Origin of the sequence: Dietzia sp. Alg238-R159, from assembly GCF_900537145.1 — a bacterium.
Taxonomy (GTDB): Bacteria; Actinomycetota; Actinomycetes; order Mycobacteriales; family Mycobacteriaceae; genus Dietzia; species Dietzia kunjamensis.
The window spans coordinates 150,066-175,073 of the sequence record NZ_UNRI01000003.1 but is presented as its reverse complement, the minus strand read 5'-3'; the positions used below and the strand labels follow the sequence as shown (position 1 = coordinate 175,073).

The window sequence follows — 25,008 nt, the reverse complement described above, 5'->3', positions numbered from 1 at the left end:
ACCAGACGAGGAGGGGCCACCGGCCGCGCGGTCTGCGTTACCGCCCATGTGCCCCACCCCCCGACCGTGCGCCGCCTACCTGGTATCGAATCTGTGTTCTATGATACGTACACACATTCGAACAGGCAAGGGCCTCACGTCACCAAGTAGCCCCAGCCGAGAACACGCGGGGCCGTCGTGCTCACGCCAGCGACGCGGCCACCGCCGCCTTCGCCCACTGCCCCACCCCGATGAGGGTCGCCGACGCCGCGCCGCACCAGTCGCCGTAGCCGAGCAGGAACAGTCCCGGGACGCCCGGCACCTCGACGCCACTCGTGACGACTCGTCCGTCGCGACGCGGCAGCAACCCCCGTAAGTGACCCAACGCCGGCCGGAACCCCGTACACCAGATCACCGCGTCGACCGGCTCGCGTCGACCGTCCGACCACTCCACGCCGGCCGCGGTGAACTGCTCGAACATCGGCGTCGCCTCCAGGAGGCCGGCGTCACGGGCCGCGCGGACCGGCGGCACCACGACGATGTCGCCCAGCTCCGCAATGCCGCCGCCGGACTCCCCCACGCCCCGGATGGCCGCGTTGGCGACGCGGAAGAGTTCGCGGCCGTCGACATCGTCGGGCAGGTAGCGGGGTGGGCCGGTTGTGCACCAGGTCAGCGACCCGCCGGAGTCGGCGAGTGGCCGGGCGAGGTCAGCGGCGATCTGGGCGCCCGAGTTCGCGCCACCGACCACCACGACGCGCCTGCCCTCGAGGTCCGACGGGCCCCGATAGGCGGCGCTGTGCAGCTGCCGGCCACGGAAGTCGGCGGCGCCCGGATAGGTGGGGACGAAGGGGCGTCGATAGGTACCGGTCGCACTGATGACCGCCCGCGCGCGCCACGAGCGACCGTCAGCGGCCCGGATGAGAAACACCTCGTCGTCGTCATGGTCGTCGTCGTGGTTGTCGTCGTGGTCGTCGTTGCCGTTGGTGGCGTAGCCGCCCTCTCGCACCGCTCCCGGCGGCTCCACGGCGACCACCGTCACCCCGCGCCGCACGGGGAGGTCGTAGTACTCCTCGTACCCGCGCAGGTAGTCCACGACGTGGGCCGCGTCGGGATTGGCGCCGTCGTCGGTGCGGGGCATGCGGCGGCCCGGCAGGGACGAGAAGTCGGCGGGCGAGAACAACCGCAGGGACGGCCACGTGTGCGGCCACGCGCCGCCGGGCTCGTTCGAGGCGTCGAGGATTTCGAAGTCCGCGCCGGCGCGGCGGAGGTAGAAACCGGCCGCGAGGCCCGCCTGGCCCCCGCCGATCACCACGACGTCGCGGTGGATCACAGCGCCCGGCCGATGACCTCCTTCATGATCTCGTTCGTGCCGCCGTAGATCCGCATGACGCGGGCACCGGCGAACTTCTGCGCGATGGGGTACTCCATCATGTAGCCGTAGCCGCCGAACAGCTGGAGGCAGCGGTCGACCACGTCGTCGAGCATGTCGGTCGCCTGGAGCTTGGCCATCGACGCGGTGACGGCGTCGAGCTCGCCGTCGATCTCCCGGGAGATGCAGTGGTCGACGAACGTGCGGGTGGCCATGACCTGGGTCTTACAGTGCGCCAGCTCGAAGCGGGTGTTCTGGAAATCCAGGATCGGCTTGCCGAACGCCTGCCGCTCGCGGACGTACTCGAGCGTCTCGATGACGGCGGCCTCGGCCATGGCCAGCGCGTCCACGGCGATCGCCAGGCGCTCGCGCGGGAGCTGGTTCATGAGCTGGTAGAAGCCCTGCCCCTCCTCGCCACCGAGGAGGTTGGCGGCGGGCACGCGCATGTCGTTGAAGAACAGCTCGGCGGTGTCCGCGCCGTGGCGGCCCATCTTCTCCAGCACGCGGCCACGCTCGAAGCCCGGCGTCGAGGCCTCGACGGCGAACAGGGCCATGCCCTTGTGGCCGGCGTCGAGGTCGGTCTTGGCCACCACCACCACGAAGTCGGCGGAGCCACCGTTGGAGATGAAGGTCTTGGAGCCGTTGATGACGTAGTGGTCGCCGTCCCGCTTGGCGGTGGTGCGCACGCCCTGCAGGTCGGACCCGGCGCCGGGCTCGGTCATGGCGATGGCGGAGATCCACTCACCCGAGCAGATCTTCGGCAGCCATTCGCGCTTCTGCTCCTCCGTGGCGTAGTTCGCCACGTAGTGGGGGGTGATGGTGGAGCCGACGCCCATGCCGAAGGCGGTGTCCCCGGAGTGGACGAGCTCCTCGGTGACGAGGTACTCCATGCCCGGGTCGCCGCCCTGGCCGCCGAACTCCTCGGGCACGTCGAGGCAGATGAGGCCGGCCTCGCCGGTGCGCAGCCAGGTCTCGCGGTCCACGTGCTTCTGTGTGGACCACTTCTCCTGGTTGGGCGTCATCTCCTTGGCGAAGAACGCGCGGGCGTGCTCTCGGAGCAGCCGGTGGTCGTCGGTCTCCCAGGTGGGGCGGTAGTCGGGGAAGAGTGCGGACACTGGGGGCCTCCATGAGGGGACGACGACGACGATGAGGTTCGCGGCAAGTTTACGTGTGCCCGTTCCGGCGACGGCGGGCACGCGAGCACCGAGGAGGGCCATACTCGGGGCATGAACGATTCCCCGGACCGGCCAGAGAACGCAGCCCAGCCCGAGAAGGCCACCACCCCGGCATCCTCGGACCATTCCGTGCCCGAGGCGTTCCCCACCGACTGGACCCGGGGGCTGGTCCTGGTCGCGCACCCCGACGACCCCGAGTACGGGATGTCCGCCGCGGTGGCGCGGTGGACGGCCGAGGGCCGCAGCATCGTCTACGTCCTGGCCTCCAGCGGCGAGGCCGGCATCGAGGGGATGGCACCGGCGATCGCGGGGCCGATCCGCGAGGAGGAGCAGCGGAGGTCCTCGGCGATCGTCGGAGTGGACGAGGTGGAGTTCCTCGGTTTCCCGGACAGCCGGATCGTCAACAACGCCGAGCTGCGCGACGCGGTGGCCGACGCGATCCGCCGCCATCGCCCGGACGTCGTCATCTCCCTGTACTCCGGTGAGGAGTTCGGGCCGGGGATGCCCAACCAGAGCGATCACATGGAGTTCGGAGCGGCCGTGGGGGCCGCGTACGACGACCTGGTGGCCGCGGTCGGGGTGGACGCCGCGGAGGGGCGTCCGCAGATGTGGTTCGAGTCCTCGCCCGAGATGACGCACTACGTCGACGTGAAGGGTTTCGTCGAGCCGGCCGTCGACGCGCTGGCCGAGCACTCCGAGTACCTGTCGGTGCTCGACCCGGAAACGCCGGTGCGGGACCAGGCGCGCGCGCAGGTCGAGGCCGTGTGCGCGTCGCGTGAGGGACTCGCGGACGGGAACCCGGTGGTGGGCTTCCGGCGCATGCGGCCCTGAGCCGGGGTCGGACCCGGGGTCAGATCGAGCCCTCCGCCAGCCGCAGGCGCTCGACGATCTCGTCCGCCCACTCCGCGTGCGGCGACGCCATGGTGCCGTCGCCCGGACGACTGACGTAGGTCAGCCAGAAGCGCTGCGCGCCCTCGCCGACGACCGCCGAGTACACCAGCGCGCCCTCCGGGCCGATGATGTCCTGCGGGACCGTGGGGAGCACCCGGAACGACACCGACCAGCCGTCGCCGACGCGCGTGGAGAGCGGTTCGATCCGCTCCTCGACCGGCCGCCCCGGGACGGGGAGCAGGAACTGACCCATCCCGTTGGCCAGTGCGAGCGCCGCGAGCTGGTCGTCCGGGTTCTCCGGGTCGAACAGGTCCTCGGTGAGCTGCCCCACCAACACGACGCCGTCCGAGCGGCTCGGATCATCGGCAGCCGCGACCGGACTCATGACGGTACTGCCGAAGACCAGCTCCCCCGACTCCGCGCGCCACCCCTCGGGGACGCGGATCACCAGGCCTGCGTAGGGATCCACGTGATCGGAACCCGCCGCCACCTGGATCTTCGGGGACAGGGTGCGCACCCCCGGGGAGTACGTCGCCGACGAGACGACCACCGTCACGACCGCGGCGACCACCGCCAGGACGGCGACGAGCGCCACCACGAGAATGATCCGGCTCCGGCTGGCGGACGGGTTCTGCCCTGACGTCATCCGCCCAGCGTAGGCGGCCGGGTTTCCCGCAGCGTGATGTTGACCCTCCCCGGCTCCGCGCCCAGCACCTCGCGGCACCACGCCGGGGCGGTGCCGTCGAAGACCTTCGGGACGCCGTGAAAGGCCATCCGCGACGGCCCGCCGAACACCACCAGGTCGCCGGACTCCAGGCGCACGTCGGTGTACGGGCGCCCGCGATGCTCCGGGGTCCCGAAGCGGAACGTGCACGCATCACCCAGGCTCAGCGAGACGACGGGTGCCATGCTCGCCTCGTCGCGGTCCTGGTGCAGGCCCATCGTGGATCCACGGCCGTAGAGGTTCACCAGGGCGGTGTCCGGGGTGTAGGCGGGGACGGGGTCGGGGGTCCGGCCGGCCGAGCCCGTGACCGCCGGCTCCACCGCCGCTGCCGCCGCGAGCCCGTTCCGCGCCGCCCGCACCAGCCAGTCCGGGACCGGCGGGACCACCTCGTCGTCGTCGTACCGGTACGGCACCCAGTGGCGTCCCAGGCTGAACGTGCGCACCGACATCCGGCCCCCGCCCGGCAGCACGATCGAGCGCGGCACGCGCACCGCGGCCCAGTCCACGCACGCCCGGAGGAGGAACTCCTGCTGCTCGCGGCTCAGCCAGTCGGGCACGTGCACCGCACCGGGGCCCAGGATGGTGGGCTCGCGGTCGACGCCGAAGAGCGGCTCGGTCACCCCAGGTCCGTGCCCAGCACCGCCCACGCCTGCTCGGCCAACTCCGGGGTCGCGGCCGCCACGACCGTGCCGCCCTCGAGCGGCTGGCGGCCGTCCGGGTCGGTGATCACGCCGCCCGCGGCCTCGATGATCGGGATCAGCGCCACGATGTCGTACGAGTTCAGGTCGGCCTCCACGACCAGATCGACACGCCCCGCGGCGAGCATGCAGTAGGCGTAGCAGTCCCCGCCGAAGCGCTGCAGGCGGACCCGGCGGCCGAGCTCGTCGTAGCGGCTGCGCACCTCGCCGTCGTCACCGAACATCGACGGGTGGGTGGTGTACATGATCGCCTCGGACAGCTCCGTGCACCCCGACGCGCGCAGGTCGATCGCGCCCGGACCGTCGGAGCGGCGCCGCACGGTGGCGCGGCCGTGCACCGCCGCGAAGGTCTCGCCCAGGACCGGCTGGTCCATCCACCCGGCCACGGCGCGGCCGTCCTCCACCACACCGACGAGCGTGCCCCACCCGGCCATGCCCGTCATGAACGCCTTGGTGCCGTCGATCGGGTCCAGGTACCAGGTCCGGGCGGCGCCGGCCGGCCCGGTCTCGCCGTTCTCCTCCCCCACGATCCGGTCGCCCGGGTAGACGTTCGAGATCCCCGCCCGCAGCAGCGCCTCGATCGCGCGGTCGGCCTCGGTCACCGGGTCGTAGCGCCCGTCCGTCGCGCCGTTCCCGGCCCGGCCGTCGCCGTTCCCGCCGTCGCCTGCCACGCCGTTCTTGTCCGCGGCGGCCAACGACTCGAGGTCACCGTGGAAGTGCCGGCGAGCGATGCGGCCACTGGCGGCGAGGAGCTCGTCGAGGCGCTCGGTCAGGTCGTGGTCCAGGGGGCGTGCGGGCCGTGACGTCATGCCCCCATGGTGCACCACGCCCCGCCACCGTCCCGACGGATCGGCGCATGTGCGCCCTCTACGCCCGCCGATACGGCTACCGTGGGCGCACCCGAACACGGAACGCACCACCCACGGATGGAGCCGAGATGCGATGACCGCCCTGATGGACTTCATCTCCACCCGCCGCTTCCAGCTCGCGACGGACTCGTGGCAGCACATCAGCGCCACCGTGCAGGCCGTGCTCATCGCGACGCTGCTCTCGGTCGCGCTCGGGGTGGCCGTCTACCGCAGTCGGTCGGGGTCCGCGATCGCCACCGGCCTGGCCACCACCGCCCTGACCGTCCCGTCGTTCGCGCTGCTCGGCCTGCTCATCCCGGTCCTCGGCCTGGGCGTCCTGCCCACCATGACCGCACTGGTGATCTACGCGGTGCTGCCGATCCTGCGCAACACCATCGTCGGCCTGGACGCCGTGCCCGCGGCGACCGTCGACGCCGCCCGAGGGGTGGGGATGAGCCGGATCGGGGTGCTGGGCCGGGTCGAGATCCCGCTGGCGTGGCCGTCCATCCTCGCCGGGATCCGCATCTCCACCCAGATGTCGATGGGCATCCTCGCCATCGCCGCGTACGCCAAGGGCCCGGGGCTGGGCAACCTCATCTTCGCGGCCCTGTCCCGGGTCGGCACGCCCACCGCGCTGCCGATGGCGCTCACCGCGACCGTGCTCATCGTCGTCCTCGCGCTCGTCCTCGACGCGCTCCTCGTCCTGCTCGGACGTCTCACCATCAGGGGGAACCAGTGAGCACCTCAGAACCCGTATCCGGCGTGCCGATCGTGTTGGACGACGTCACCAAGGTCTACCCCGGTCAGGAGCGCCCGGCGGTGGACCACGTCTCGCTCGAACTGCCCGCCGGGCGGACCACCGTGTTCGTGGGCCCGTCCGGCTGCGGCAAGACCACCACGATGCGGATGATCAACCGCCTCATCGAGCCCACCTCCGGCACGATCACGATCGACGGCGAGGACAACCGGACCCTCGACGCCGACACCCTGCGCCGCAGCATCGGTTACGCCATCCAGGCCTCCGGACTGTTCCCGCACATGACGGTCGCGCAGAACGTCGCCACCGTGCCGCGGCTGCTCAAGTGGAAAAAGTCGCGCATCGCCGAGAGGGTGGACCAGATGCTGGAACTGGTCGGCCTGGACCCGTCGGACTACCGCGACCGCTACCCCGCGCAGCTCTCCGGTGGTCAGCAGCAGCGCGTCGGCGTGGCCCGGGCGCTGGCCGCGGACCCGCCGGTGCTGCTCATGGACGAGCCGTTCGGCGCGGTCGACCCCATCACACGCGCGTCACTGCAGGACGAGCTCGTGCGACTGCAGGACGAACTGCGCAAGACCATCGTCTTCGTCACCCACGACTTCTCGGAGGCGGTCAAGCTCGGGGACCGGATCGCGGTGCTCGGCCCCGGATCGTCGGTGCTGCAGTTCGACACCCCGGAGGCGATCCTCACCAATCCCGCCGACGAGACGGTGAGCGGGTTCATCGGCGACGACGCCGCGCTGAAGACCCTGACCCTCCGCCGCGTGGGGGACGTGGAACTCCAAGGGGCGACGACGGCGAGGGCCTCCGAGAGCCCGACCGATTTCGCGGCCCGGTTGCGCGGAACCAGCGACGAGTGGGCCGTGGTGCTCGACGACGCCGGCCGCCCCCTGCGCTGGGTGCGCGGGGACCGGGTGTCGCGAATGCCGGACCTGGGCTCGGGCGGGTTGCCGATCACCGGCACCGTGACGGTCGACTCCTCGCTGCAGGAGGCGCTGGACGGACTGCTGTCCACGGCGAGCGCCACCACGGTGGTCGTGGACCGGGACGGGGCCTACTGCGGCACCATCGGGATCGACGACCTGGTCGCCGAGTTGCGGCGTATCCACCACCGGCACAACGACGAGGGCCTCGCCGAGCAGGACGTGGCGCCGTGAGCGCCCCCGCCACGGCGACGCGCGGGGGCTCCGCCGGTCGTGGTGGCGCTGCCAATGGGGTCGCCGCTCTCCAGGACTCCGCGCGGCTGATCGTGCAACCGCTCCTCATCGTGGCCGCGGCCGTGGGCGTGCTGTGGTGGGCGTTCTCCAGCGAACTGGACGAGACACAGAAGGCCTCGCTCAACGCCGCCTCCATCACCCAGCGCACGCTCGAGCACGTGCAGATCACGGTGACGGTCGTGGCGATCGTCGTGGCGGTCGGCGTGCCGCTGGGGATCCTGCTCACCCGCCGACGGACGCGGTTCCTCGCACCGGTGGCGGTGGGGTTCGCCAACATCGGCCAGGCGGCGCCCGCGATCGGCCTGATCGTGCTCCTGTTCCTGGCCACCAACCGGACCGGGTTCTGGATCGGTGTGCTGCCGGTCGCGTTCTACTCCCTGTTGCCGGTGCTGCGGAACACCATCGTGGGGATCCGCAACGTCGACCCCGCACTCATCGACGCGGCGCGCGGACAGGGGATGTCGAGCGGACGGGTCCTGCGCACGGTCGAATTGCCGCTCGCGGTGCCGTTCATCCTCGCCGGCCTGCGCACCACCCTCGTGCTGGCGGTGGGCACGGCGACGCTGAGCTTCCTCGTCGACGCCGGCGGGCTGGGGATCTTCATCGACACCGGATACCGGCTGCAGGACTACACCACCCTCGTGGTCGGCTCGGTGCTGGCGGTGTGCCTGGCGCTGTTCGTGGACTGGCTCGGCGGGGTCGGCGAGATCCTGTTCAACCCGAAGGGACTGCGATGACGCGCGCCGGGCCGACACGAACCGGGCTGACACGGACGAGGCGCCTGGTCGCCGCGCTCCTGGCCACCGTGATGCTGGCGACGGGATGTGGGCTCAACAACGGCGGTTCCGTCCCGCTGCCCGTGGGCCCCGGCCCCGAGGGCACCGTCCCCGCGCTGGAGGGAGTGCGCATCACGGTCGGCGGCAAGGACTTCACCGAGGGCGTGATCGCCAGCTACCTGGTGGAGTTCCTGCTGGCGGCCGCGGGGATGGAGGTGTCCGACATGTCGTCACTGGCCGGGTCGAACAGTTTCCGCCAGGCGTTGGTGACCGGGCAGGTCGACATCGGCATGGAGTACACCGGCACCGCGTGGATGAGTTACCTGGGCAACTCCGACCCCATCCGCGATCCGCAGGGGCAGTGGGAGGCGGTGCGTGACGCCGACCTGGCCGAGCACGACCTGAGGTGGCTGGCCCCCACCACCGTGGACAACACCTACTCGTTCGCGATGAACCGGGCCACCGCCGAGGAGACCGGGGTGCGCACGTTCTCCGAGTACGCCGAGTTGGCCCGGACCGATCCACAGGCGGCCCTGACCTGCATGGAGACCGAGTTCTCCGTGCGTCGCGACGGCTGGCCCGGGCTGGCGGAGGCCTACGGGTTCGACGCGGGCGCCGTGCCCACGCCGATCATGCAGCCGGGGATCATCTACCAGGCGACCTCGGTCGGCCGGGAGTGCCGGTTCGGCGAGGTCTACACCACCGACGGCCGGATCAAGGGCCTGGACCTGCTGGTGTTGGAGGACGACCAGCGCTTCTTCCCCGTCTACAACCTCGCGACGGTGGTCCGCGGTGAGATGCTCGACGCACACCCGGAGATCGCGGACGTCCTCGCACCGCTGGTGGACATCCTCACCAACGAGGTGATGGTGGAGATGAACATGCGTGTCGACGTCGACGGCGAGGATCCCGCGCTGGTCGCACGCGATTTCCTCGAGGACCGGGGGTTGGTCTCGGTGGACTGACCGCAGGTGCGCCCCCGCGCGGCCGGATGCGCCCGCCCGCCCGTTGACACACAATCGGGTACCACTACCAGGAGGTGCCCTGTGTCCAGGAGGTCGATCGTCTGGCTGCCGCGGACGGCCGCGCGACTACCGCGGATGATCCCCGACCTGGCGCATCTGCCACCCGGGCGGATCGTCACGCTCGCGGACGGTGTCACCACGAAGGTCCACGACACCGGCGAGGAGCACCTCGCACCGGCGATCCTGCTGCACGGGATGGCGGCCACCGGGATGCTGAACTGGTACCAGACGTTCGAACGACTGCGGGGCGAGTACCGGCTCATCACGTTCGACCAACGCTGGCACGGCAAGGGCTTCCACGGGGATTTCCGGTTCGAGACCCTCGCGGAGGACGTGCTGCGGGTCGCCGACCACCTCGACCTGGCGGCACCGGTGGTGGGCGGCTACTCGATGGGCGGGATCGTCGCCCAGCTGGCGGCCCGCCGCGACCCCTCCCGGCTCGGCGGCCTCGTGCTGGCCGCCACCGGGACGGGCGCACAGCGCAATGCCCTCGAGAAGGTCGCACTCAGCGGGTTCACCCGCTCCCAGCCGCTGCTCAACACCGTTCCGGAGGAGGTCGGCGAGGTGGTGGAGGAACAGGTCGACGACGAGGCGCTCAGGCCGCACGCGTGGGCGCTGCGCGAGTTGTCGTCGGTCTCGCTCGCCACGCACCGCACCGTGATCGCCCAGGTGGCCGGGTTCAACTCGACACCCTGGCTCCACGAACTCACCCTGCCCGTCGCGGTGGTCAAGACCACCCGTGACCTCGCGTTCCCGCAGTGGATCCAGGACGAGATGGCCGATCTGCTGCCGCACAGCGCCGTGTTCCCGATCCACGCCGGCCACGCAGTCTGTGCCACCCACCCCGGCACGTTCGCCCGCCGGATGCGCACCGCGATCGGCTGGGTCGTGTCGAACGCGCGCTAGAGCGCCGAGTACCGCACCGCGGTCACCACGAACACCACCAGGGCGATCACGCCCAGGACCACGCCCGCCAGTGCGCGACGTGGGTTCGCATCGTCGTTGGTGAGCCAGCCGGTGGGCCAGCGGGCGAGCAGGCCGAACGCGACGGCCATCAGGCCCGCGAGGAACGCGATGATGTTGAGCACCGGCACCCACGAGATCACCAGGGCCCCGACACCCAGCACCAGCGCCCGGGTCCCCAGGTCCATGCCGTCGGACGAGCGCCTGCGTGGCGAGGCGGCCTCGGAGCGGGGGCGGAGCGGCATGAGTGCAGCCTAGTCGCCGGGGCGTCCCCGCTGGTCGTCCAGACGAGCGACCCGCCGGCCCCCGGCGGTCTGCCGGTACGAGGATTCGACGAGTTCGGCCACCTCATCCCAGTCCGGTCCACGGCCGCCACCGTCCACTCCACCGTCCAGCGGCAATGCCAGCCAGCCGGCCGGCCCGTAGTACGCCGGGACGTGGAATCGCTCGTCCTGCGCCAGCGCCGCGCGCTCCCCCGGATCCGGCAGGAACAGGAGTGCCCGGGCCAGGAGGGGGTCCGAGTGATCCCCCTTGACCGAGCCGCCGTACACCGCGAACACCTTGGTCGTGTACCAGGTGGGCCGGCCGTGCGAGATCTTCTCGCCGGCGTCCGGCAGCGCGAGGCACACCTCCCGCAGACGCGTCAGCAGCGGATCCGCGGCGTCGAACATGATCGGATGACCCACACGGCCGAGACTACGACCGCCGACCGCGTCATCCCGGGCGAACGGCCGGGAAAACCCACCCGGGGCCGGCTCAACCCCCGAACTGCCCCGCGACGAACCCCGCCAGCAGCACCGCGAACCCGCCCATCTCGCCGACGATGAGCGCCACCATGCCGATGTGCAGCATCGCTGTGGGGTGCTCGAACTGGTTGGTCGTGTCCCTCCGCGCGCCGTGGAGGATGTAGCTGCCGATCGCCACCAGGAAGAAGAAGACCACCACTGCTGCCGCTGTCAGGTTCACCCAGGTCGGCCAGCTGCTCAGCTCGACGAACGCGGCGATGAGCAGCGTCGCGAACGAGTACAGCAGCGAGGCCCGGTGCGCGATGTCGACGTACGGGTGGGCGAGGTGATCGGCGGTGGTGGCCATCTGCCGGTACTTCCACACCCCCAGGCCGAGCGCCAGCAGGAAGAGGAGACCCGCGGCGAGCAGGGTGAGGCGCGTGTCGAGGCCGAGTTCCATGGATCCTTCCGAAGTGCACTTGACAGCAGTGCGTGATTTGTATGCTTCACGACCATAGGACAGCGCGCTGACCTGCGCGCTCGATCGCGCGCGATCGCACACGGGAGGCCTCATGGACGCGCAGGTGGTGCACGCCGCGGCAGTGCAACTGGAAGGCGTGCCGGGGCACGTGGACCTCACACTGGGTCGACTGGAAAAGATGATCGTGGAGGCCGCCGGGCGGGGCGCGCGCCTGATCGCGGTGCCGGAGTTCTGCACATCGCCGGTGCCCATGCGCGGGCAGGTCCACGACGCGGTCCTGCCGCGCGAGAACGTGGCCGTCGAGATGTTCCGACTCCTCGCCGCACGCCACTCCGTCACCGTCGGTGGGTCGATGCTCGTGGCCGACGACGACGAGGTGTTCAACCGCTATCACCTGGTCGAACCCGACGGACGCGTGCACATCCATGACAAGGACCTGCCGACGATGTGGGAGAACTGCTTCTACTCCGGCGGCGGCTTCTACGCGGACGGCAGCGACGACGGGGCGTTCGTCACCGGGCTCGGCGGGGTGGGGGTGGCGAGCTGCTGGGAGCTGATCCGCACCGGGACCGTACGCAGGCTCCGGGGGCGGGTCGCGGTGGCGATGACCGGGACCCACTGGTGGACGGTCCCGGACAACTGGGGCGGGCTGACCGGGCGAGCGCTCGGTTCGCTCGCGCGGTACAACCGTGACCTGTCGGAGAACGCGCCGGCGGAGTTCGCCCGGCGGCTGGGCGCGCCCGTGCTGCAGGCCTCCCACTGCGGGACGCTGCGGTCGGATTTCCTTTTGTTGCCCGGTTCCGACGCATCGGTGCCGTACGCCACGGAGTTCGTGGGCGCCACCCAGATCGTCGACGCCTCGGGCACGGTCCTGGCCACCAGACGCACGGACGAGGGGCCCGGGATCGTCTACGCGGACGTGCCCCTCGGAGCCACGGACCCCGTCACGCCGCTGGAGGACCGGTTCTGGATCCCCGACCTGCCTCCGCTGCTACGCGGGTACTGGCACCAGCAGAACGTCGCGGGCAGGAGCTACTACCGCCGCCGAGGTCGCGTAGCCGGGCTGCGCGCGGCGCATCACAGGTGCACGTCGTTGTAGGCCCGCTCGTCCTCGATCGGCTCGAGGTGTGTGGTGATGTGCGAGCTCGGCAGGACCGCGTGGATCTCCTGCTCCACGGTCTCCACGAGGTCGTGCCCGCGTTCGACGCTCCACTGTCCGGGCACCAACGCGTGGAACTCGACGAAGCGCCACCTGCCCGACTCCCTCGTCCGCAGTTCGTGGAAGTCGACGCGGCCGGGTTCGCGGTGGCGTTCGAGGACCTCCTCGATCGCCCGGTTGTCCTCGTCGGGGAGCGTGGCGTCCATCAATCCCATCCCCGATTCGTGTACCAGTCGATAGCCGATGAACAGGATGTTCAGTCCCACGCCGATCGCGACGATCGGGTCGAGCACCTCCCAGCCGGTGGCCCAGGCCAGTGCCAGCCCGGCGACGACGCCGACAGACGTGATGACATCGGTGATGAGGTGCTTCCCGTCGGCCTTGAGGGTCGGTGACCGGTGACGGGTCCCCGCTCGCACGAGCGCCACACCCACCACGCCGTTGATCACGGCGGCGCCCACCGAGATCGCCAGACCGATGCCGAGTGCCTCCAGCGGTTCCGGATTGATCAGCCGCTCGACGCTGACGACCAGGATGAACGCGGCGGCGACGAAGATCATCGCGCCCTCGACACCCGCGGAGAAGTACTCGGCCTTGGAGTGGCCGTACTGGTGGTCGTCGTCGGCCGGGCGCTCGGCGACCGTGATGGCGCCGAGCGCGATCGCCGCGGCCACGAGGTTGACCACGGACTCCGCGGCGTCGGAAAGCAGGCCGACCGAACCGGTGACCCACCAGGCCGCGATCTTGAGCACGATGGTCACGATCGCCGTGGCCACGGACAGCCACGCGAACTTCTTCAGAGTCGACACGTCCCAGCAGCCTAGTCCCGCACGCAGGAGACCTCCTGCCCGTCGCCCGCTGTCGGTAGGCTCGGTGTCATGCATGTGGGACTGGCCTGGCTCGGAGCAGCGGTGTTGCTCGCCGCCGGAGAGGCGGCCGGGGGCGAGCTGTTCATGCTCATGCTCGCCGGCGGCGCCCTCGGCGGTTCGGCCGCGGCGTTCCTGGGCGCGCCGGTCTGGGGGCAGGCCCTGGCGTTCGCCCTCGTCTCCCTCGTCCTCGTCCTGGGGGTCCGCCCCCTCGTCCGGCGGCGCCTGCTCGCCGCACTCCCCGAGCACGACACCAACACCGCCGCGCTCACCGGCCGGGACGGCACCGTCGTCGAGGCGATCGGTGCGGGCGGCGGACTGGTCGAGATCGCGGGCGACACCTGGACCGCGCGTCCGCTCCTCGAGGGCGAGACGTTCGAGGCCGGGGACAAGGTCCTCGTGCACCAGATCGAGGGCGCCACGGCGATCGTCGTGCGTGGCATCTAGAAGGCGCTGGTCTCCGGCCAGCGGACACGCACGAGAAGCATCGGAGGAACCATGGAAGGCTTGATCTTCCTCGCCGTCATCGTCATCCTCATCGCCTCGGTGGTGGTGAGCTCGGTCAAGCTCATCCCCCAGGCGGAGGCCGCGGTCATCGAACGGCTCGGCCGTTACCAACGCACCGTGAGCGGCCAGCTCACGCTCATCATCCCCTTCATCGACCGGGTGCGCGCCAAGGTCGATCTGCGCGAGCGGGTCGTGACCTTCCCGCCGCAGTCGATGATCACGGAGGACAACCTCACACTGAGCATCGACACGGTGGTCTTCTTCCAGGTCACCGACCCCAAGGCTGCGGTCTACGAGATCAACAACTACATCGTGGCCGTCGAACAGCTGGCCACCACCACCCTGCGCAACGTCGTCGGTGGGCTCACCCTCGAGCAGACGCTCACCAGCCGCGACATGATCAACAAGCAGCTGCGCGGGGTGCTCGACTCCGAGACCGGACGCTGGGGCCTGCGCGTGGCCCGGGTCGAGCTGCGGTCCATCGATCCGCCGATGTCCATCCAGGAGTCGATGGAGAAGCAGATGAAGGCCGACCGCGAGAAGCGCGCCACCATCCTCACCGCCGAGGGACAGCGCGAGGCCGCGATCACCACGGCGCAGGGTGCCAAGCAGGCAGCCATCCTCGACGCCGAGGGCAACAAGCAGGCCTCGATCCTCAACGCCGAGGCCGACCGGCAGTCCCGCATGCTGCGCGCCCAGGGTGAGCGCGCAGCCCGCTACCTCGTGGCCGAGGGCCAGGCCGCCGCGATCGCCCGGGTCAACGCCGCGGTCAAGTCCTCCAAGCCCACGCCGGAGATGCTGGCCTACCAGTACGTGCAGAACCTTCCGGAGATGGCCAAGGGCGAGGCCGCCACGATGTGGATGATCCCCTCGCAGTTCGGCGATTCGCTGGAGAACTTCGTCAAGTCCGTCGCCAGGAAGGACGACGACGGGGTGTTCCGCTACGAGCCGGCCGACGTCGACTCCGATGCCGATCTGCCGTCGGCGCCCGACGAGTGGTTCGACACCTCCACCGACCCGGAGATCGCCCGGTCCGTGGCCGCCGCGGAGGCGGCGGCCAAGGGTACGACCTCGGTGATGGACGAGCAGCCGAGCCGGCCCAAGCCCAAGCCCGGCGTGTTCGACATGGTCCCGGAGTCGGAGGGTGGCGTGGCGCCCGACAGCCCCTCGCAGTCGGCAGGCCAGGACACCCCCGCGATCGGCGGGCCCCAGGCTCCCGGGCCGGGGCAGCCGTCCGGGTTCGACCAGGCCGCTGACCAGCGGTCGGGCGAGGGTGCCTACCCCGTCGATGGTGGCGACCAGCCCCGGCGGTGACCCCCGACGGGTGGCATTCCGCGCAGCCACCTCGGCCGGGCGTCGTAACATGGGGGTGTGACTCGTAACACTGGCCTGGGTGGTGGCCGCGCGCCTGACGCCGAGGATGTCCGGTTGATCGAGACGGCGTCCGCGGTGTTCGCCGAGCGTGGCATCAAGGGCACGAGCACCGAGGACATCGCGCGGGCGGCCGGTGTCACCCGCGTGACCCTGTACCGGCGTCTGGGGCCGCGGGACGACATCCTCCGCGCCATCTACGCCCACGAGGCGCAGCGCCTGATGATGACCGTCAACGCGCGCTACACGCCCTTCGAGTCCCTGCAGTGGGACCCGGTGAGGCACATCGAGGACCTGCTGGTCGGGACCGTCTTCGACATCCGGCAGAACGAACTGCTACGTCGGCTCATCGAGGTCGACAAGGTCGAGGCCATGGCGTTGCTCGCGGGCCAGTCCGACACGGTCCTGGACGCGATCACCGAGATCCTCGCCCAGTTCGTCCGAAGCACGTGGAACGCGGACGTCCACACCCGCCAGATGGACGACGAGGAGTGCGAGCAGCTCTCCCGCGAGGTCGCCAGCGTGGTCGGCCGGTTCCTCCATTCACTGGTCGTGATGACGGACGGCCCGCCCGCGGTCGACACGGAGGAGCAGATCCGGGCACTGGCCCGTCGCGTGCTCGTGCCGATGATCCTGCAGCGCTGAACGCTGCATCTCTCTACAGCCCCGCGGGGAGCTCCTCGGCACCGAGTTCGTGGGCCAGCGCGCTTTCCAGCCACGGGTGCCGGAAACGGTGGTCCGCGCCGGTCAGTGCTTTCGGCAGGATCCGCTGACTCGCCAGGGCGAGCTCGTCCGAACCCCGCCCGCCCAGGACGAGCGCCGGGGCCCATCCGGGCACCGGGACGACCGTCGGGCGCCGCAGGACCGAACCGAGAACCCGGGTGAACTCGGAATTGGTGACCGGTTCGGGGGCTATGGCGTTGACCGGGCCCGTCACCGCAGGGTCGACGATCGCCCGCAGGTAGATGTCGGTGAGGTCGTCCAGCGAGATCCACGACATCCACTGCCGTCCCGAGCCGAGGCGGCCGCCGAGCCCGGAGCGCGTGATGGCGGCCAGCGGCGGGAGCATCCCCCCGGAACCGGACAGCACGATGCCCGTGCGCACGTTCACCACCCGGGCCCCGGCGAGACGTGCGGGCTCGCAGTCGCGCTCCCAGTCGACGACGATGTCGGCGACCGGACCGGAGCCGGGAGCGGAGTCCTCGACGAGCCGCTCGTCGCCGCGGTCGGCGCCGTAGTAGCCGATCGCCGACGCGGACACGAGGGTGGTGGACCCGCCGCGGTCGGCGACGAGTTCGGCGAGACGACGGGTGGGGCCCACGCGACTGTCGCGGACGAGTTCGAGATGCCGGTCCGTGAAGCGCCCAGCGATGGGGGCACCGGCGAGATGGACCAGGACGTCGACGCCCTCGAGGAGGTCAGCGGCGGGATCGCCGGTGTCCCAGTGGCGCTCCCCCGGGCCACGGGCGTCGCCGCGGACGAGGCGGATGACCCGGTGTCCGGCGACCCCGAGGAGCGCGGTGAGGGCGGTGCCCACGAGGCCCGACGCGCCGGTGACGGCGACGGTCAGAGCGCGGTTGTCGTACCGGGCGAGGCTGTCGAGGTCGGCGGCCATCTGGCGGTACCGGTAGGCGAACACCGGCGAGAGCATCCGGCCGGGCACCCGGGCGTCGACCCTGTCGCCGAGCAGGGCGGTGCCGTCCGGACCGGCCGTCACCGTATGCGTGTGGACCCATCCGGTCGTCGCGGCGTACGGCTGGGATACGCAGCGGTCGACGAACCGCTCACCCTCGATGAAACCGGCGGGGTCGTGCTGCGCGAGCCAGCGGGGTCCGAAGCGGACTCCGAGAGGTCCCGGCAGCGCCGTACGCGGTTCGAGGACCGCCACGCCGTCCCGCAGCGAATCGGCCTCACTCACCGGTCGCAGCGGCATGAACGGGGGCGAGAGCCGGCGGAAGGCGCCGGGCGAGGCGAAGTAACGCCACGCCTCGTCGGGGGTGGCCGGAACCGTGCAGGTGAGATCGATGCTCATCGGGTGCTCATCACGGCAGGAGGCACAGTGGGGTCACGTCGCCGCGGCCGACCGCCATCGGAACGGTGAGGAAGGCGCATGACCACCAACCGCGGTCCTCGATCACGTCGCGGACGGTGGACCACTGCTCGGGGTCGAGGGCCGGCTCGCGACTGAGCACGAACCCGGACGACCGCGTGGGGTCGCCCACGATGGCCAGCGAGTAGTCGTCGGCCAGGTAGGTGATCCGGTAGTTGACGGGTCCGTTCTCGTCCTGGAACGGGACCATCGGGAAGTTGACCCGGAGCGAGGCGTTGGTGTCGGTGTCGCGGACCTTCGCCTCGCCCTCGATCACCGAGTCCGAGCTGATGGCCGAGCCGCACGAGTTGCGCACGGAGACCGTGCCGGGCGCGGTCACCGCGTACTCGGCCCTGGTGTCGTTGGTGCACTGCAGCGTGTAGGGCTGCGGGATGGCGGCGACCTGGAACCACTCTCCCTGAAACCGCTCGAGGTCGACGGAGTCGACCTGGGTGAGCTCGGGTCCGCCGAGGGAGCCCACGGCGACACCGTCGGGCAGGAGCTGCGAGGAGCCGCCGCCGAGGCGTCCGCCGTCGGTGACGTCCTGGGCGCTGGCCACGGGGGCGGTGCCCAGGCCCGCCGCGAGGAGCGGCGCGACGGCCAGGGCCGTCACCAGGCCTCGCAGGCGGGACCGGGACGGGCCGGAGCGGGGGCTGGTGCTGGTGCGGGCGGCGGTGCTGGTGCGGGCGGTGGTGCTCATGCGTGGATCTCCTCGGTCGTGGTGGGGCCGGCGCCGTGGTCGCCGGTGCGGCGGTCGGGGTCGTCGGACGCGGAACCTGCGGTGGCGCCGCGGCGGGTCTGTCCTCGCGGGTCACCCGGCCACCACACCTTGTCCCCCACGAGGGTGAACAGGGCGGGCACGACCAGGGTGCGCACGACGAAGGTGTCGAGCAGGACACCGAGGGCGACGATCACGCCGACCTGGGTGAGCACGATCAGCGGAAGGACGCCGAGGACCACGAACACCGAGGCGAGCACGATGCCGGCGGAGGTGATGACGCCGCCCGTCAACGCGACGGCGCGGACCATCGCCTCCCTGGTGGCGTGGGTGGAGGCCTCCTGGCGGGCCCGGATGGTGAGGAAGATCGAGTAGTCCACGCCGAGGGCCACCAGGAACAGGAAGCTGTACAGCGGCACCGACACGTCCAGGCCGGGGAAGCCCAGGATCTGGGTGGTGACGAACGTGCCGAGCCCGAGAGCGGCGAGCGACGAGAGCACGGTCGCCGCCATGACCAGCAGGGGCGCGACGACCGACCGCAGGACCAGAACCAGGACGACGAACACCACGAGCAGGATGAGCGGCGCGATCAGGGTGAGGTCACGCAGGTTGCCCTGGGACGTGTCGACGGCCTCGGCCACCGACCCGCCCACCAGCGCCTCGGCACCGGGGACCGTGTCGACGGCCTCGCGGAGCGCGATCACGCTGTCCTCCGACCGGTCGGTCGCGGGCGCGGCGTCGAGGACCACGGTGACGCGGCTCCATCCCGTCCCGGACTCGCCGGCCGGGCGGGCGGACACGACACCCTCCACATCCCGGACCACCTCGGTGATCCCGCCCTCGGTGCCGGTGCGGGTGAGCACGGTGACCGGGTCGGTGACGCCGGCCGGGAAGTGCTCGGCGGCGGTCTCGAGCCCGGCGGCTGCCTCGGAGGGGGTACGGAACTGCTCGGTCTGGCTCAGGCCGATACGCGTACCGAGCAGGCCGAGCGACAAAACGGCGAGGAGCAGGACGCAGGAGACGAGGACCGTCACGGGGCGCTTGACCACGCGCGCGGCGACGCGGCCCCAGACGCCCGGCGGGACGTCCTCGTCGAAGTCCCGCGGGGTCACGGGGGCGCCGTCGTCGGTTCGCGTGCCGGCAGGTCCCTCGTGCGGGCGCGGGATGAACGGCCAGAACAGGCCGCGGCCACACACGGCCAGGGCGGCGGGCAGCGCGACGAGCGCGTAGACCAGGGCGACGAGCAGGCCCACCGCCGCGGAGGCGCCGAGCGATCGGTAGTTGGGCAGGGCCGCCAGGAGCAGGGTGAGCAGGGCGAGCACGACCGTGACGTTGCTGGCGATGATGGCCGGGACCGCGCCCCGGTACGCGTCGCGGAGGGCGGTTCGACGATCCGAGGTCTTGCGGAGTTCCTCGCGGTAGCGGGACACCAGGAGCAGGGCGTAGTTGGTTCCGGCACCGAAGACGAGGACGGAGACGATGCCGGAGGTGGACCCGTCGACGATGAAGTCGAGTGCTTCCCCGACCTTGGCGACGAGCAGCGCCGCGACGCGGTCGGCGACACCGATGATGATCAGCGGGACGAGCCACAGCACCGGTGAGCGGTAGGTGACGATGAGCAGTACCGCGACGACCAGGGCCGTGGCCGCCAGGAGTCGGAAGTCGGCGCCCTCGAACGCGGCGGCGGTGTCGGCGGCGAACCCCGGGCCGCCGGTGAGCTGGGCGCTGATGCCCTCGTCGAGACCGTCGGCGACGGCGTCCCTCATCTCCGACACCAGGTCGCTGGCCGCGCCCCCGGAGAGGAACTGGGCGTCGACCGGCACCAGCATGAGGGCGGCGGCGCCGTCCTCGGACGGGATGGGTCCCTCTGCAGGAGCACCGACGACCTCGGCCATGCGCTCGCCGGCACCGACGGCCGCGGCGATGCCCTCGGGCCCCAGTTCGCCGCCGTCCTCGCGGGTCACCACGAGGACCGCGGGGACGGACTCGGAACCCGGGAACTCGCGCTGCATCTCGGAGACGAGGGCGGCCTCGGAGTCGTCCGGGAGCGTCTGTGGCCCCTGCGACGAGCCCTCCGATGAGGCGAAGGCGAGCACCGCGCCGCTCACGAGGAGCACGACCACGAGCATCAACCACGCGGAGAGCTTGCCCGTGACGACGCCGACCCACCCGTCGGCCGACCCCGACCGCCCCGTCGACCCTGGCTTCTCTGCAGCCGACCGCTCAGCTCTCATCGGTTCCCTTGTCTTCACACGTCGTATTCGGAGAGGAACTCCTCGAGGATGGTGGTGACCTCGTCGGGACGTTCCATGCTGGGCGAGTGCCCCGCACCGGGGATCTCGCGATAGCGGGAGCCCGCGATCAGCTCGGTGATCCGCTGGGACTTGTCCGGGGGCGTGGCCGCGTCCTCGGCCCCCACCATGACCAGCGTCGGGGCGATGATGCGGATGGCCTCGTCCTCACACGGGTCACGGTCGGCGACGGAGTCGATGGCCTTGACCAGCCCCACGCGATCGGTGCGCTCGAGCTGGGTCATCCACTCCTGCACCCAGGGGGCGTCGAGGTTGCCCTCGGCCAGCATGATCGGCGCCACCCGCGCACGCAGGGGCTTCATGCCGGCCACGCGGTACACCTTGGACAGCGTCTTGTACTTGCTGCGGTTGGCCGGCTCCTCCGCGGTGGCGGCGGTGTCCATGAGCGTCAGGGTGTGCACGATCTCCGGGTTGCGGGCGGCCAGGCGCATCCCCGCGAACCCGCCCATGGACAGGCCCACGAAGTTCACCACCGGGATCTGCAGGTGCCGCAGGAGTTCGGACACGTCCACCGTCAGGGTGTCCATGTCGTAGCCACCCATGGCCCGCGGGGAGTTGCCCTGCCCGCGGAAGTCGATCGTCACGCACCGGTACTTGTCGCGCAGACGGGCGATCTGGTGCTGGAACATCCAGCCCGAGAACAGCAAGCCGTGGGCGAAGAACACCACCGGGGCGTCCTGGCGTCCCGCGGGGGCGCCGGTGTCCGTGTAGGCGATCGTCGTGTGACCGCGCTGGAAGGTGGGCATCGTGGCGTTCTCCTGACGTGCTCTCGCGGCCGCCTGGAACGGCCTCTACGGTCGTACGATACGACGCCCGCCCGGGCGCGAGGCGGCCTCGAGCCGATCCGACGTGCGGTCGGCCGACATCGTCACCTCAGGGTGACCAGTCGGCGCGGGTCGTCGGGCCCGGCCGCCCGCTCGAGGTGCTGGTGTTCGTTGACCGCGATACACGTCATCCCACCGCGACCCACCACGACCCGGGCGGTCCCGGTGTTCACCGTCACGCGCTGCAACCGGGTCCACAGCCCCACGACGCCCTCGGGGTCGGCGAGGAGGCCGGCGACCGCCAGGGAGATCGTGCCGGCGGAGGAGACGACGACGGTCGTCCGGCCGGTCCCGGACCTCGCGGCGGCGTCCGCCAGGGCGTCGTCGGCGTCGCGCCGGTACTCGGCGAACGCCTCGAGGCCCGCCCAGTGTCCGAGGGCCGCGTCGAGTTGGCGCTGGAACGCCTGCTTGGCCTCGTCGGAGGCACCGGCGGAGTCGAGGGTCCCGTGCTCCGTGGTCAGTCCGGCCACGCGGGCGGCCTCCAGCACCGCGTCGGCGTCGTACTCGGCCCAACGCTCGTCGACCTCCACGGCGACATCCTCGGCGGCGACGTCCCGGTCGTGGTGGGCGCGCAGGCCGGCGAGCAGGCCCTCCGCCGTCTCGCGCTGTCGGCGCAGGCCGCCGTGGATGATCACGTCAGGCCGCAGCCCGCGGCCGGCCATGTCCTCGCCGGCCAGCCGCGCCTGCAGGTGGCCGGTCTCCGACAACCGGTCGTAGTCGCCGCTGCCGAACGAGGCCTGCCCGTGGCGGACGAGATGGATGGACCCCATCAGCGCCCACCACCCGACGTGCCGGTGGGTCGCCCGCCGATCACGGGGAGATCGCCGATCACCGGCAGGCCTCCGAGCAGACCCGTCACCTTGCCCCGGACGTCGTGGACGCCCCCGGCGAGCAACGGGAGCACGACCCGCGGGACGCCGAGCAGTTCCGGGACCACGTCACGCGGGGAGACCCGGGTCGGAGTGAGACGACCGTCGCCCGTGCGGATGATGCGCAGGCACCGCTGCTCGAGGAACGCCACTCCGGGTCGGAAGGCGCGGAACGCCGGGTTGGTGGTCTGCCCGTGGAAGTAGCGGTGGTTGATCTGCTGCGCGATCACGGCCAGGCGGAACAGACCGAACACCTCGTAGAAGCGCCACTGCTCCGCGGTGATCTCCAGGCCGGCCCGGCGGGCGTACCGCTCGACGACCTGCTTGCGGGTGAGCATCCCGGGCGCGTGGGTGGGCTGGCGGCGGAACGCCTTGAACAGCGGGCCGTCGTCGTCCTGCACCCAGTAGGCGAGTGCCCCGCCGAGGTCCATGAGCGGGTCGCCGACGGTGGCCATCTCCCAGTCCAGGACGCCGATGACGTGGGTGACGTCCCGGGGATCCAGCACGAGGTTGTCGAAGCGGAAGTCGTTGTGCACCAGGCAGTGGCCCACGTCGTCGGGCTGGTTGGCGTGCAGCCACTTCATCACCGGGGCGAAGTCGGGCACGTCGGGGGTGCGGGCGCGACGGTAGCGGGCGGACCAGCCCTCGACCTGGCGGCGCACGTATCCCTCGCCGCGGTCGAGGTCGCCCAGGCCCGCGGCCCCGACGTCCACCGAGTGGAGGTCGGCGAGCGCGTCGACGGCCGCCTCGGCGAGGCGGCGGGTGGTGACCCGGTCCATGAGCAGTTCGCGGGGCAGCTCCTTGCGCAGGATGGTGCCCTCCATCCGCTCCATCACGTAGAAGTCCGAGCCGATCACCGAGTGGTCGCCGCAGAACCCCACCATGCGCGGCACCAGCGGGTACACCGGTCGCAGCGCCGACTGGACGCGGTGTTCGCGCTTCATGTCGTGGGCACCGCGGGCCTTCGTCCCGGCCGGCGGGCGGCGGAGGACCAGGTCCGCGCCCGGGTAGCGCAGCAGGTAGGTGAGGTTGGACGCGCCACCGGTGTACTGCCGGACCTCGGGGATGACCGGCTCGTCGTCGTCACCCAGATCCACCCCCGCCAGCACGGTCGGGTCGTCGGGCGTGATCGACCGCAACCACGCGGCCACGGCCTCGACGTCGAACGCGTCCTCACCGCGCACCGCGTCGGTGCCGGGGACGCGGCGGCGCAGGGCGGCGTCGCGGTCGGGCGCGCCGTCTCGGGCGGTCACCGGTTCGTCCCGGTCTTCTCGGTGCCACCGGTGGTGGCGGCGTCGCGGTAGGGCGCGAGCAGGGCCCGGGCGACGACGCCGAGGTGGACCTCGTCGGGGCCGTCGGCCAGTCGCAGCGACCGCGCGGTGGCGTACGCCCCGGCCAGGGGGAAGTCGTCGCTCATGCCGCCGCCACCGTGGAGCTGCAGGGCCATGTCGATGACCTGCTGCGCCATCTTCGGGACGGCGGCCTTGATGGCACTGACCTCCACTGCGGCCTGTCCCTCTGTGTCGAGCTTCCAGGCTGCGTGCTGGACCAGCAGGCGCGCCTGGTCGATCGCGATGCGCGCCTCGGCGAGACGCTCACGGTTGCCGCCGAGGTTGACGATGGGCTTGCCGAAGGCGACGCGACCCGAGGCACGGCGGCAGGCCAGGTCCAGCGCCATCTCCGACAGGCCGATCAACCGCATGCAGTGGTGGACGCGCCCCGGGCCCAGTCGGCCCTGCGCGATCTCCGCGGCCTTGCCCGGTCCGGCGATGATGCTGGACACCGGCAGTCGCACGCCGTCCAGGGTCACCTCGCCGTGGCCGAGCGGTTCGTCGTAGACCCCCTGGGCGGTGAGCATGCGCTCGACGCGGACCCCGGGGGCGTCCATCGGCACCAAGACCATCGAGTGGCGCAGGTAGCGGTGCGCGTCCGGATCGGACACGCCCATGAAGATGCCCACCTTGCAGTCCGGGTGACCGACGCCCGTGGACCACCACTTCCGGCCGTCGAGGACGACCTCGTCACCGTCGATGCGGGCGGTGGCGGCCATGTTCGAGGCGTCCGAGGAGGCCACGTCCGGCTCGGTCATGAGGAAGGCGCTGCGGATCTTCCCGTCGAGTAGCGGGTCCAACCACCGGTCCTTCTGCTCCTGTGAGCCGTACTTGAGCAGGACCTCCATGTTCCCGGTGTCCGGGGCGTTGCAGTTGAACACCAGCGGGGCGAGGAACGAGCGGCCCATCTCCTCGGCGACCGGCGCATAGTCGGTGTTGCTCAGGCCGGTGCCACTGTGGGTGCCGTAGCGCTCGGCGTAGGGCCCCTCGTGTCCGGCCGGGAGGAAGAGGTTCCACAGTCCCTGCTCGCGGGCGCGGGCCTGGAGTTCCGGGACCCGCGGATCGACCGCCCACGGATCCTCCCCTGCCAGCCGGCGCCGGGCGATGTCGGCGTGGATCTCCGGCTCCACCGGGGCGATGTGGGTGTCGATGAACTCGCGGACGGCTGCGGTGAGCTCAGCGGCGCGGGGCGAGGAGGAGAAGTCCATGGGTTCATCGTGGCACAGCCCGACGAACGGGTCCCGGCTCCGCGGCGTCTCCACGTGCGGGCCGGGGCCGGGGGTCGCGCGCGGGCCCGCCGACGGGTGACCCACAATGGCGAGACGGAGACCCCC

26 protein-coding genes are annotated in these 25,008 nt (G+C 71.4%); 10 read left to right on the top strand and 16 right to left on the bottom strand.

Annotation, left to right across the window (positions count from 1 at the left end):
• Positions 1-181 precede the first annotated feature (181 nt).
• A complete protein-coding gene (locus G6R20_RS09310; protein ID WP_163376220.1) occupies positions 182-1,309 on the bottom strand; it encodes an ArsO family NAD(P)H-dependent flavin-containing monooxygenase in 1,128 nt (375 codons plus the stop codon).
• A complete protein-coding gene (locus G6R20_RS09305) occupies positions 1,306-2,463 on the bottom strand; it encodes an acyl-CoA dehydrogenase family protein (protein WP_159147587.1) in 1,158 nt (385 codons plus the stop codon). Before G6R20_RS09305 ends, G6R20_RS09310 begins: the two co-directional genes overlap by 4 nt.
• Before the next feature lie 111 nt (positions 2,464-2,574).
• On the opposite strand from G6R20_RS09305, the gene G6R20_RS09300 reads away from it, so the two are divergent.
• Positions 2,575-3,354 (top strand): PIG-L family deacetylase, encoded by a 780-nt coding sequence (locus G6R20_RS09300; RefSeq protein ID WP_240341363.1) that lies wholly within the window; start codon positions 2,575-2,577, stop codon positions 3,352-3,354.
• Positions 3,355-3,373: 19 nt separating this feature from the next.
• Here the strand turns inward: G6R20_RS09300 and G6R20_RS09295 are convergent, their stop codons facing one another.
• Genes G6R20_RS09295 through G6R20_RS09285 form a run of 3 tightly spaced genes read right to left on the bottom strand, consistent with a single transcriptional unit; the run spans position 3,374 to position 5,645 of the window.
• Positions 3,374-4,060, bottom strand: a complete 687-nt coding sequence (locus G6R20_RS09295; RefSeq protein WP_163376219.1) for an APA family fibronectin-binding glycoprotein — start codon at positions 4,058-4,060, stop codon at positions 3,374-3,376.
• Positions 4,057-4,758: an alpha-ketoglutarate-dependent dioxygenase AlkB gene (locus tag G6R20_RS09290; RefSeq protein WP_163376218.1), complete on the bottom strand. Its 702-nt coding sequence runs from the start codon at positions 4,756-4,758 to the stop codon at positions 4,057-4,059. Before G6R20_RS09290 ends, G6R20_RS09295 begins: the two co-directional genes overlap by 4 nt.
• Positions 4,755-5,645, bottom strand: coding sequence for an inositol monophosphatase family protein (locus G6R20_RS09285; RefSeq protein WP_163376217.1), 891 nt, complete (start codon positions 5,643-5,645; stop codon positions 4,755-4,757). The genes G6R20_RS09290 and G6R20_RS09285 overlap by 4 nt, the downstream gene beginning before the upstream one ends.
• Before the next feature lie 133 nt (positions 5,646-5,778).
• On the opposite strand from G6R20_RS09285, the gene G6R20_RS18695 reads away from it, so the two are divergent.
• From G6R20_RS18695 to G6R20_RS09260, 5 genes are all read left to right on the top strand, one after another.
• Positions 5,779-6,423 (top strand): ABC transporter permease, encoded by a 645-nt coding sequence (locus tag G6R20_RS18695; protein ID WP_163376216.1) that lies wholly within the window; start codon positions 5,779-5,781, stop codon positions 6,421-6,423.
• Positions 6,420-7,598, top strand: a complete 1,179-nt coding sequence (locus G6R20_RS18690; RefSeq protein ID WP_163376215.1) for an ATP-binding cassette domain-containing protein — start codon at positions 6,420-6,422, stop codon at positions 7,596-7,598. The genes G6R20_RS18695 and G6R20_RS18690 overlap by 4 nt, the downstream gene beginning before the upstream one ends.
• Positions 7,599-7,684: 86 nt before the next feature.
• Entirely contained in the window at positions 7,685-8,395 is a 711-nt protein-coding gene (locus G6R20_RS09270) for an ABC transporter permease (protein ID WP_163376430.1), read from the top strand.
• Positions 8,392-9,399 carry a glycine betaine ABC transporter substrate-binding protein gene (locus G6R20_RS09265; protein ID WP_240341362.1) on the top strand — a complete coding sequence of 336 codons (1,008 nt, stop codon included), beginning with the start codon at positions 8,392-8,394 and terminating at the stop codon, positions 9,397-9,399. The genes G6R20_RS09270 and G6R20_RS09265 overlap by 4 nt, the downstream gene beginning before the upstream one ends.
• An 81-nt stretch (positions 9,400-9,480) precedes the next feature.
• Positions 9,481-10,365: an alpha/beta hydrolase gene (locus tag G6R20_RS09260; RefSeq protein ID WP_240341361.1), complete on the top strand. Its 885-nt coding sequence runs from the start codon at positions 9,481-9,483 to the stop codon at positions 10,363-10,365.
• On the opposite strand, the gene G6R20_RS09255 is transcribed toward G6R20_RS09260, so the two are convergent.
• From G6R20_RS09255 to G6R20_RS09245, 3 genes are all read right to left on the bottom strand, one after another.
• A complete protein-coding gene (locus G6R20_RS09255) occupies positions 10,362-10,667 on the bottom strand; it encodes a hypothetical protein (protein ID WP_067719096.1) in 306 nt (101 codons plus the stop codon). The genes G6R20_RS09260 and G6R20_RS09255 overlap by 4 nt on opposite strands.
• 9 nt (positions 10,668-10,676) lie before the next feature.
• Positions 10,677-11,108, bottom strand: a complete 432-nt coding sequence (locus G6R20_RS09250) for an MmcQ/YjbR family DNA-binding protein (RefSeq protein WP_163376214.1) — start codon at positions 11,106-11,108, stop codon at positions 10,677-10,679.
• Positions 11,109-11,178: 70 nt separating this feature from the next.
• Entirely contained in the window at positions 11,179-11,607 is a 429-nt protein-coding gene (locus G6R20_RS09245; RefSeq protein ID WP_163376213.1) for a hypothetical protein, read from the bottom strand.
• Positions 11,608-11,719: 112 nt separating this feature from the next.
• Here G6R20_RS09245 and G6R20_RS09240 point away from each other — a divergent pair, with 112 nt between their 5' ends.
• Positions 11,720-12,727: a carbon-nitrogen hydrolase family protein gene (locus G6R20_RS09240; protein WP_240341360.1), complete on the top strand. Its 1,008-nt coding sequence runs from the start codon at positions 11,720-11,722 to the stop codon at positions 12,725-12,727.
• Here G6R20_RS09240 and G6R20_RS09235 read toward each other — a convergent pair.
• On the bottom strand, positions 12,706-13,596 hold the full coding sequence (locus G6R20_RS09235) for a cation diffusion facilitator family transporter (RefSeq protein WP_163376212.1): 891 nt from the start codon (positions 13,594-13,596) through the stop codon (positions 12,706-12,708). The two genes, G6R20_RS09240 and G6R20_RS09235, sit on opposite strands and share 22 nt — an antisense overlap.
• 69 nt (positions 13,597-13,665) lie before the next feature.
• Here G6R20_RS09235 and G6R20_RS09230 point away from each other — a divergent pair, with 69 nt between their 5' ends.
• The 3 genes from G6R20_RS09230 to G6R20_RS09220 are packed head-to-tail and all read left to right on the top strand — an operon-like array spanning position 13,666 to position 16,176.
• A complete protein-coding gene (locus tag G6R20_RS09230) occupies positions 13,666-14,100 on the top strand; it encodes an NfeD family protein (RefSeq protein WP_069389913.1) in 435 nt (144 codons plus the stop codon).
• 51 nt (positions 14,101-14,151) lie between these two features.
• Positions 14,152-15,474: an SPFH domain-containing protein gene (locus tag G6R20_RS09225; protein WP_163376211.1), complete on the top strand. Its 1,323-nt coding sequence runs from the start codon at positions 14,152-14,154 to the stop codon at positions 15,472-15,474.
• A gap of 57 nt (positions 15,475-15,531) precedes the next feature.
• Entirely contained in the window at positions 15,532-16,176 is a 645-nt protein-coding gene (locus tag G6R20_RS09220; protein ID WP_120285286.1) for a TetR/AcrR family transcriptional regulator, read from the top strand.
• 13 nt (positions 16,177-16,189) lie between these two features.
• Here G6R20_RS09220 and G6R20_RS09215 read toward each other — a convergent pair whose 3' ends face one another.
• From G6R20_RS09215 to G6R20_RS09185, 7 genes are all read right to left on the bottom strand, one after another.
• Positions 16,190-17,563: a TIGR01777 family oxidoreductase gene (locus tag G6R20_RS09215; protein ID WP_163376210.1), complete on the bottom strand. Its 1,374-nt coding sequence runs from the start codon at positions 17,561-17,563 to the stop codon at positions 16,190-16,192.
• Positions 17,564-17,573: 10 nt separating this feature from the next.
• On the bottom strand, positions 17,574-18,320 hold the full coding sequence (locus G6R20_RS09210) for a lipocalin family protein (protein WP_163376209.1): 747 nt from the start codon (positions 18,318-18,320) through the stop codon (positions 17,574-17,576).
• Positions 18,317-20,467 carry an MMPL family transporter gene (locus G6R20_RS09205; protein WP_240341409.1) on the bottom strand — a complete coding sequence of 717 codons (2,151 nt, stop codon included), beginning with the start codon at positions 20,465-20,467 and terminating at the stop codon, positions 18,317-18,319. Before G6R20_RS09205 ends, G6R20_RS09210 begins: the two co-directional genes overlap by 4 nt.
• Before the next feature lie 119 nt (positions 20,468-20,586).
• Complete coding sequence (locus G6R20_RS09200) at positions 20,587-21,396, bottom strand: alpha/beta fold hydrolase (protein ID WP_163376207.1); 810 nt, start codon at positions 21,394-21,396, stop codon at positions 20,587-20,589.
• Positions 21,397-21,518: 122 nt separating this feature from the next.
• A complete protein-coding gene (locus tag G6R20_RS09195; RefSeq protein WP_163376206.1) occupies positions 21,519-22,244 on the bottom strand; it encodes a histidine phosphatase family protein in 726 nt (241 codons plus the stop codon).
• Positions 22,244-23,596 (bottom strand): phosphotransferase family protein, encoded by a 1,353-nt coding sequence (locus G6R20_RS09190; protein ID WP_346010036.1) that lies wholly within the window; start codon positions 23,594-23,596, stop codon positions 22,244-22,246. Before G6R20_RS09190 ends, G6R20_RS09195 begins: the two co-directional genes overlap by 1 nt.
• Positions 23,593-24,882, bottom strand: coding sequence for an acyl-CoA dehydrogenase family protein (locus G6R20_RS09185; protein WP_163376205.1), 1,290 nt, complete (start codon positions 24,880-24,882; stop codon positions 23,593-23,595). Before G6R20_RS09185 ends, G6R20_RS09190 begins: the two co-directional genes overlap by 4 nt.
• Positions 24,883-25,008 lie beyond the last annotated feature (126 nt).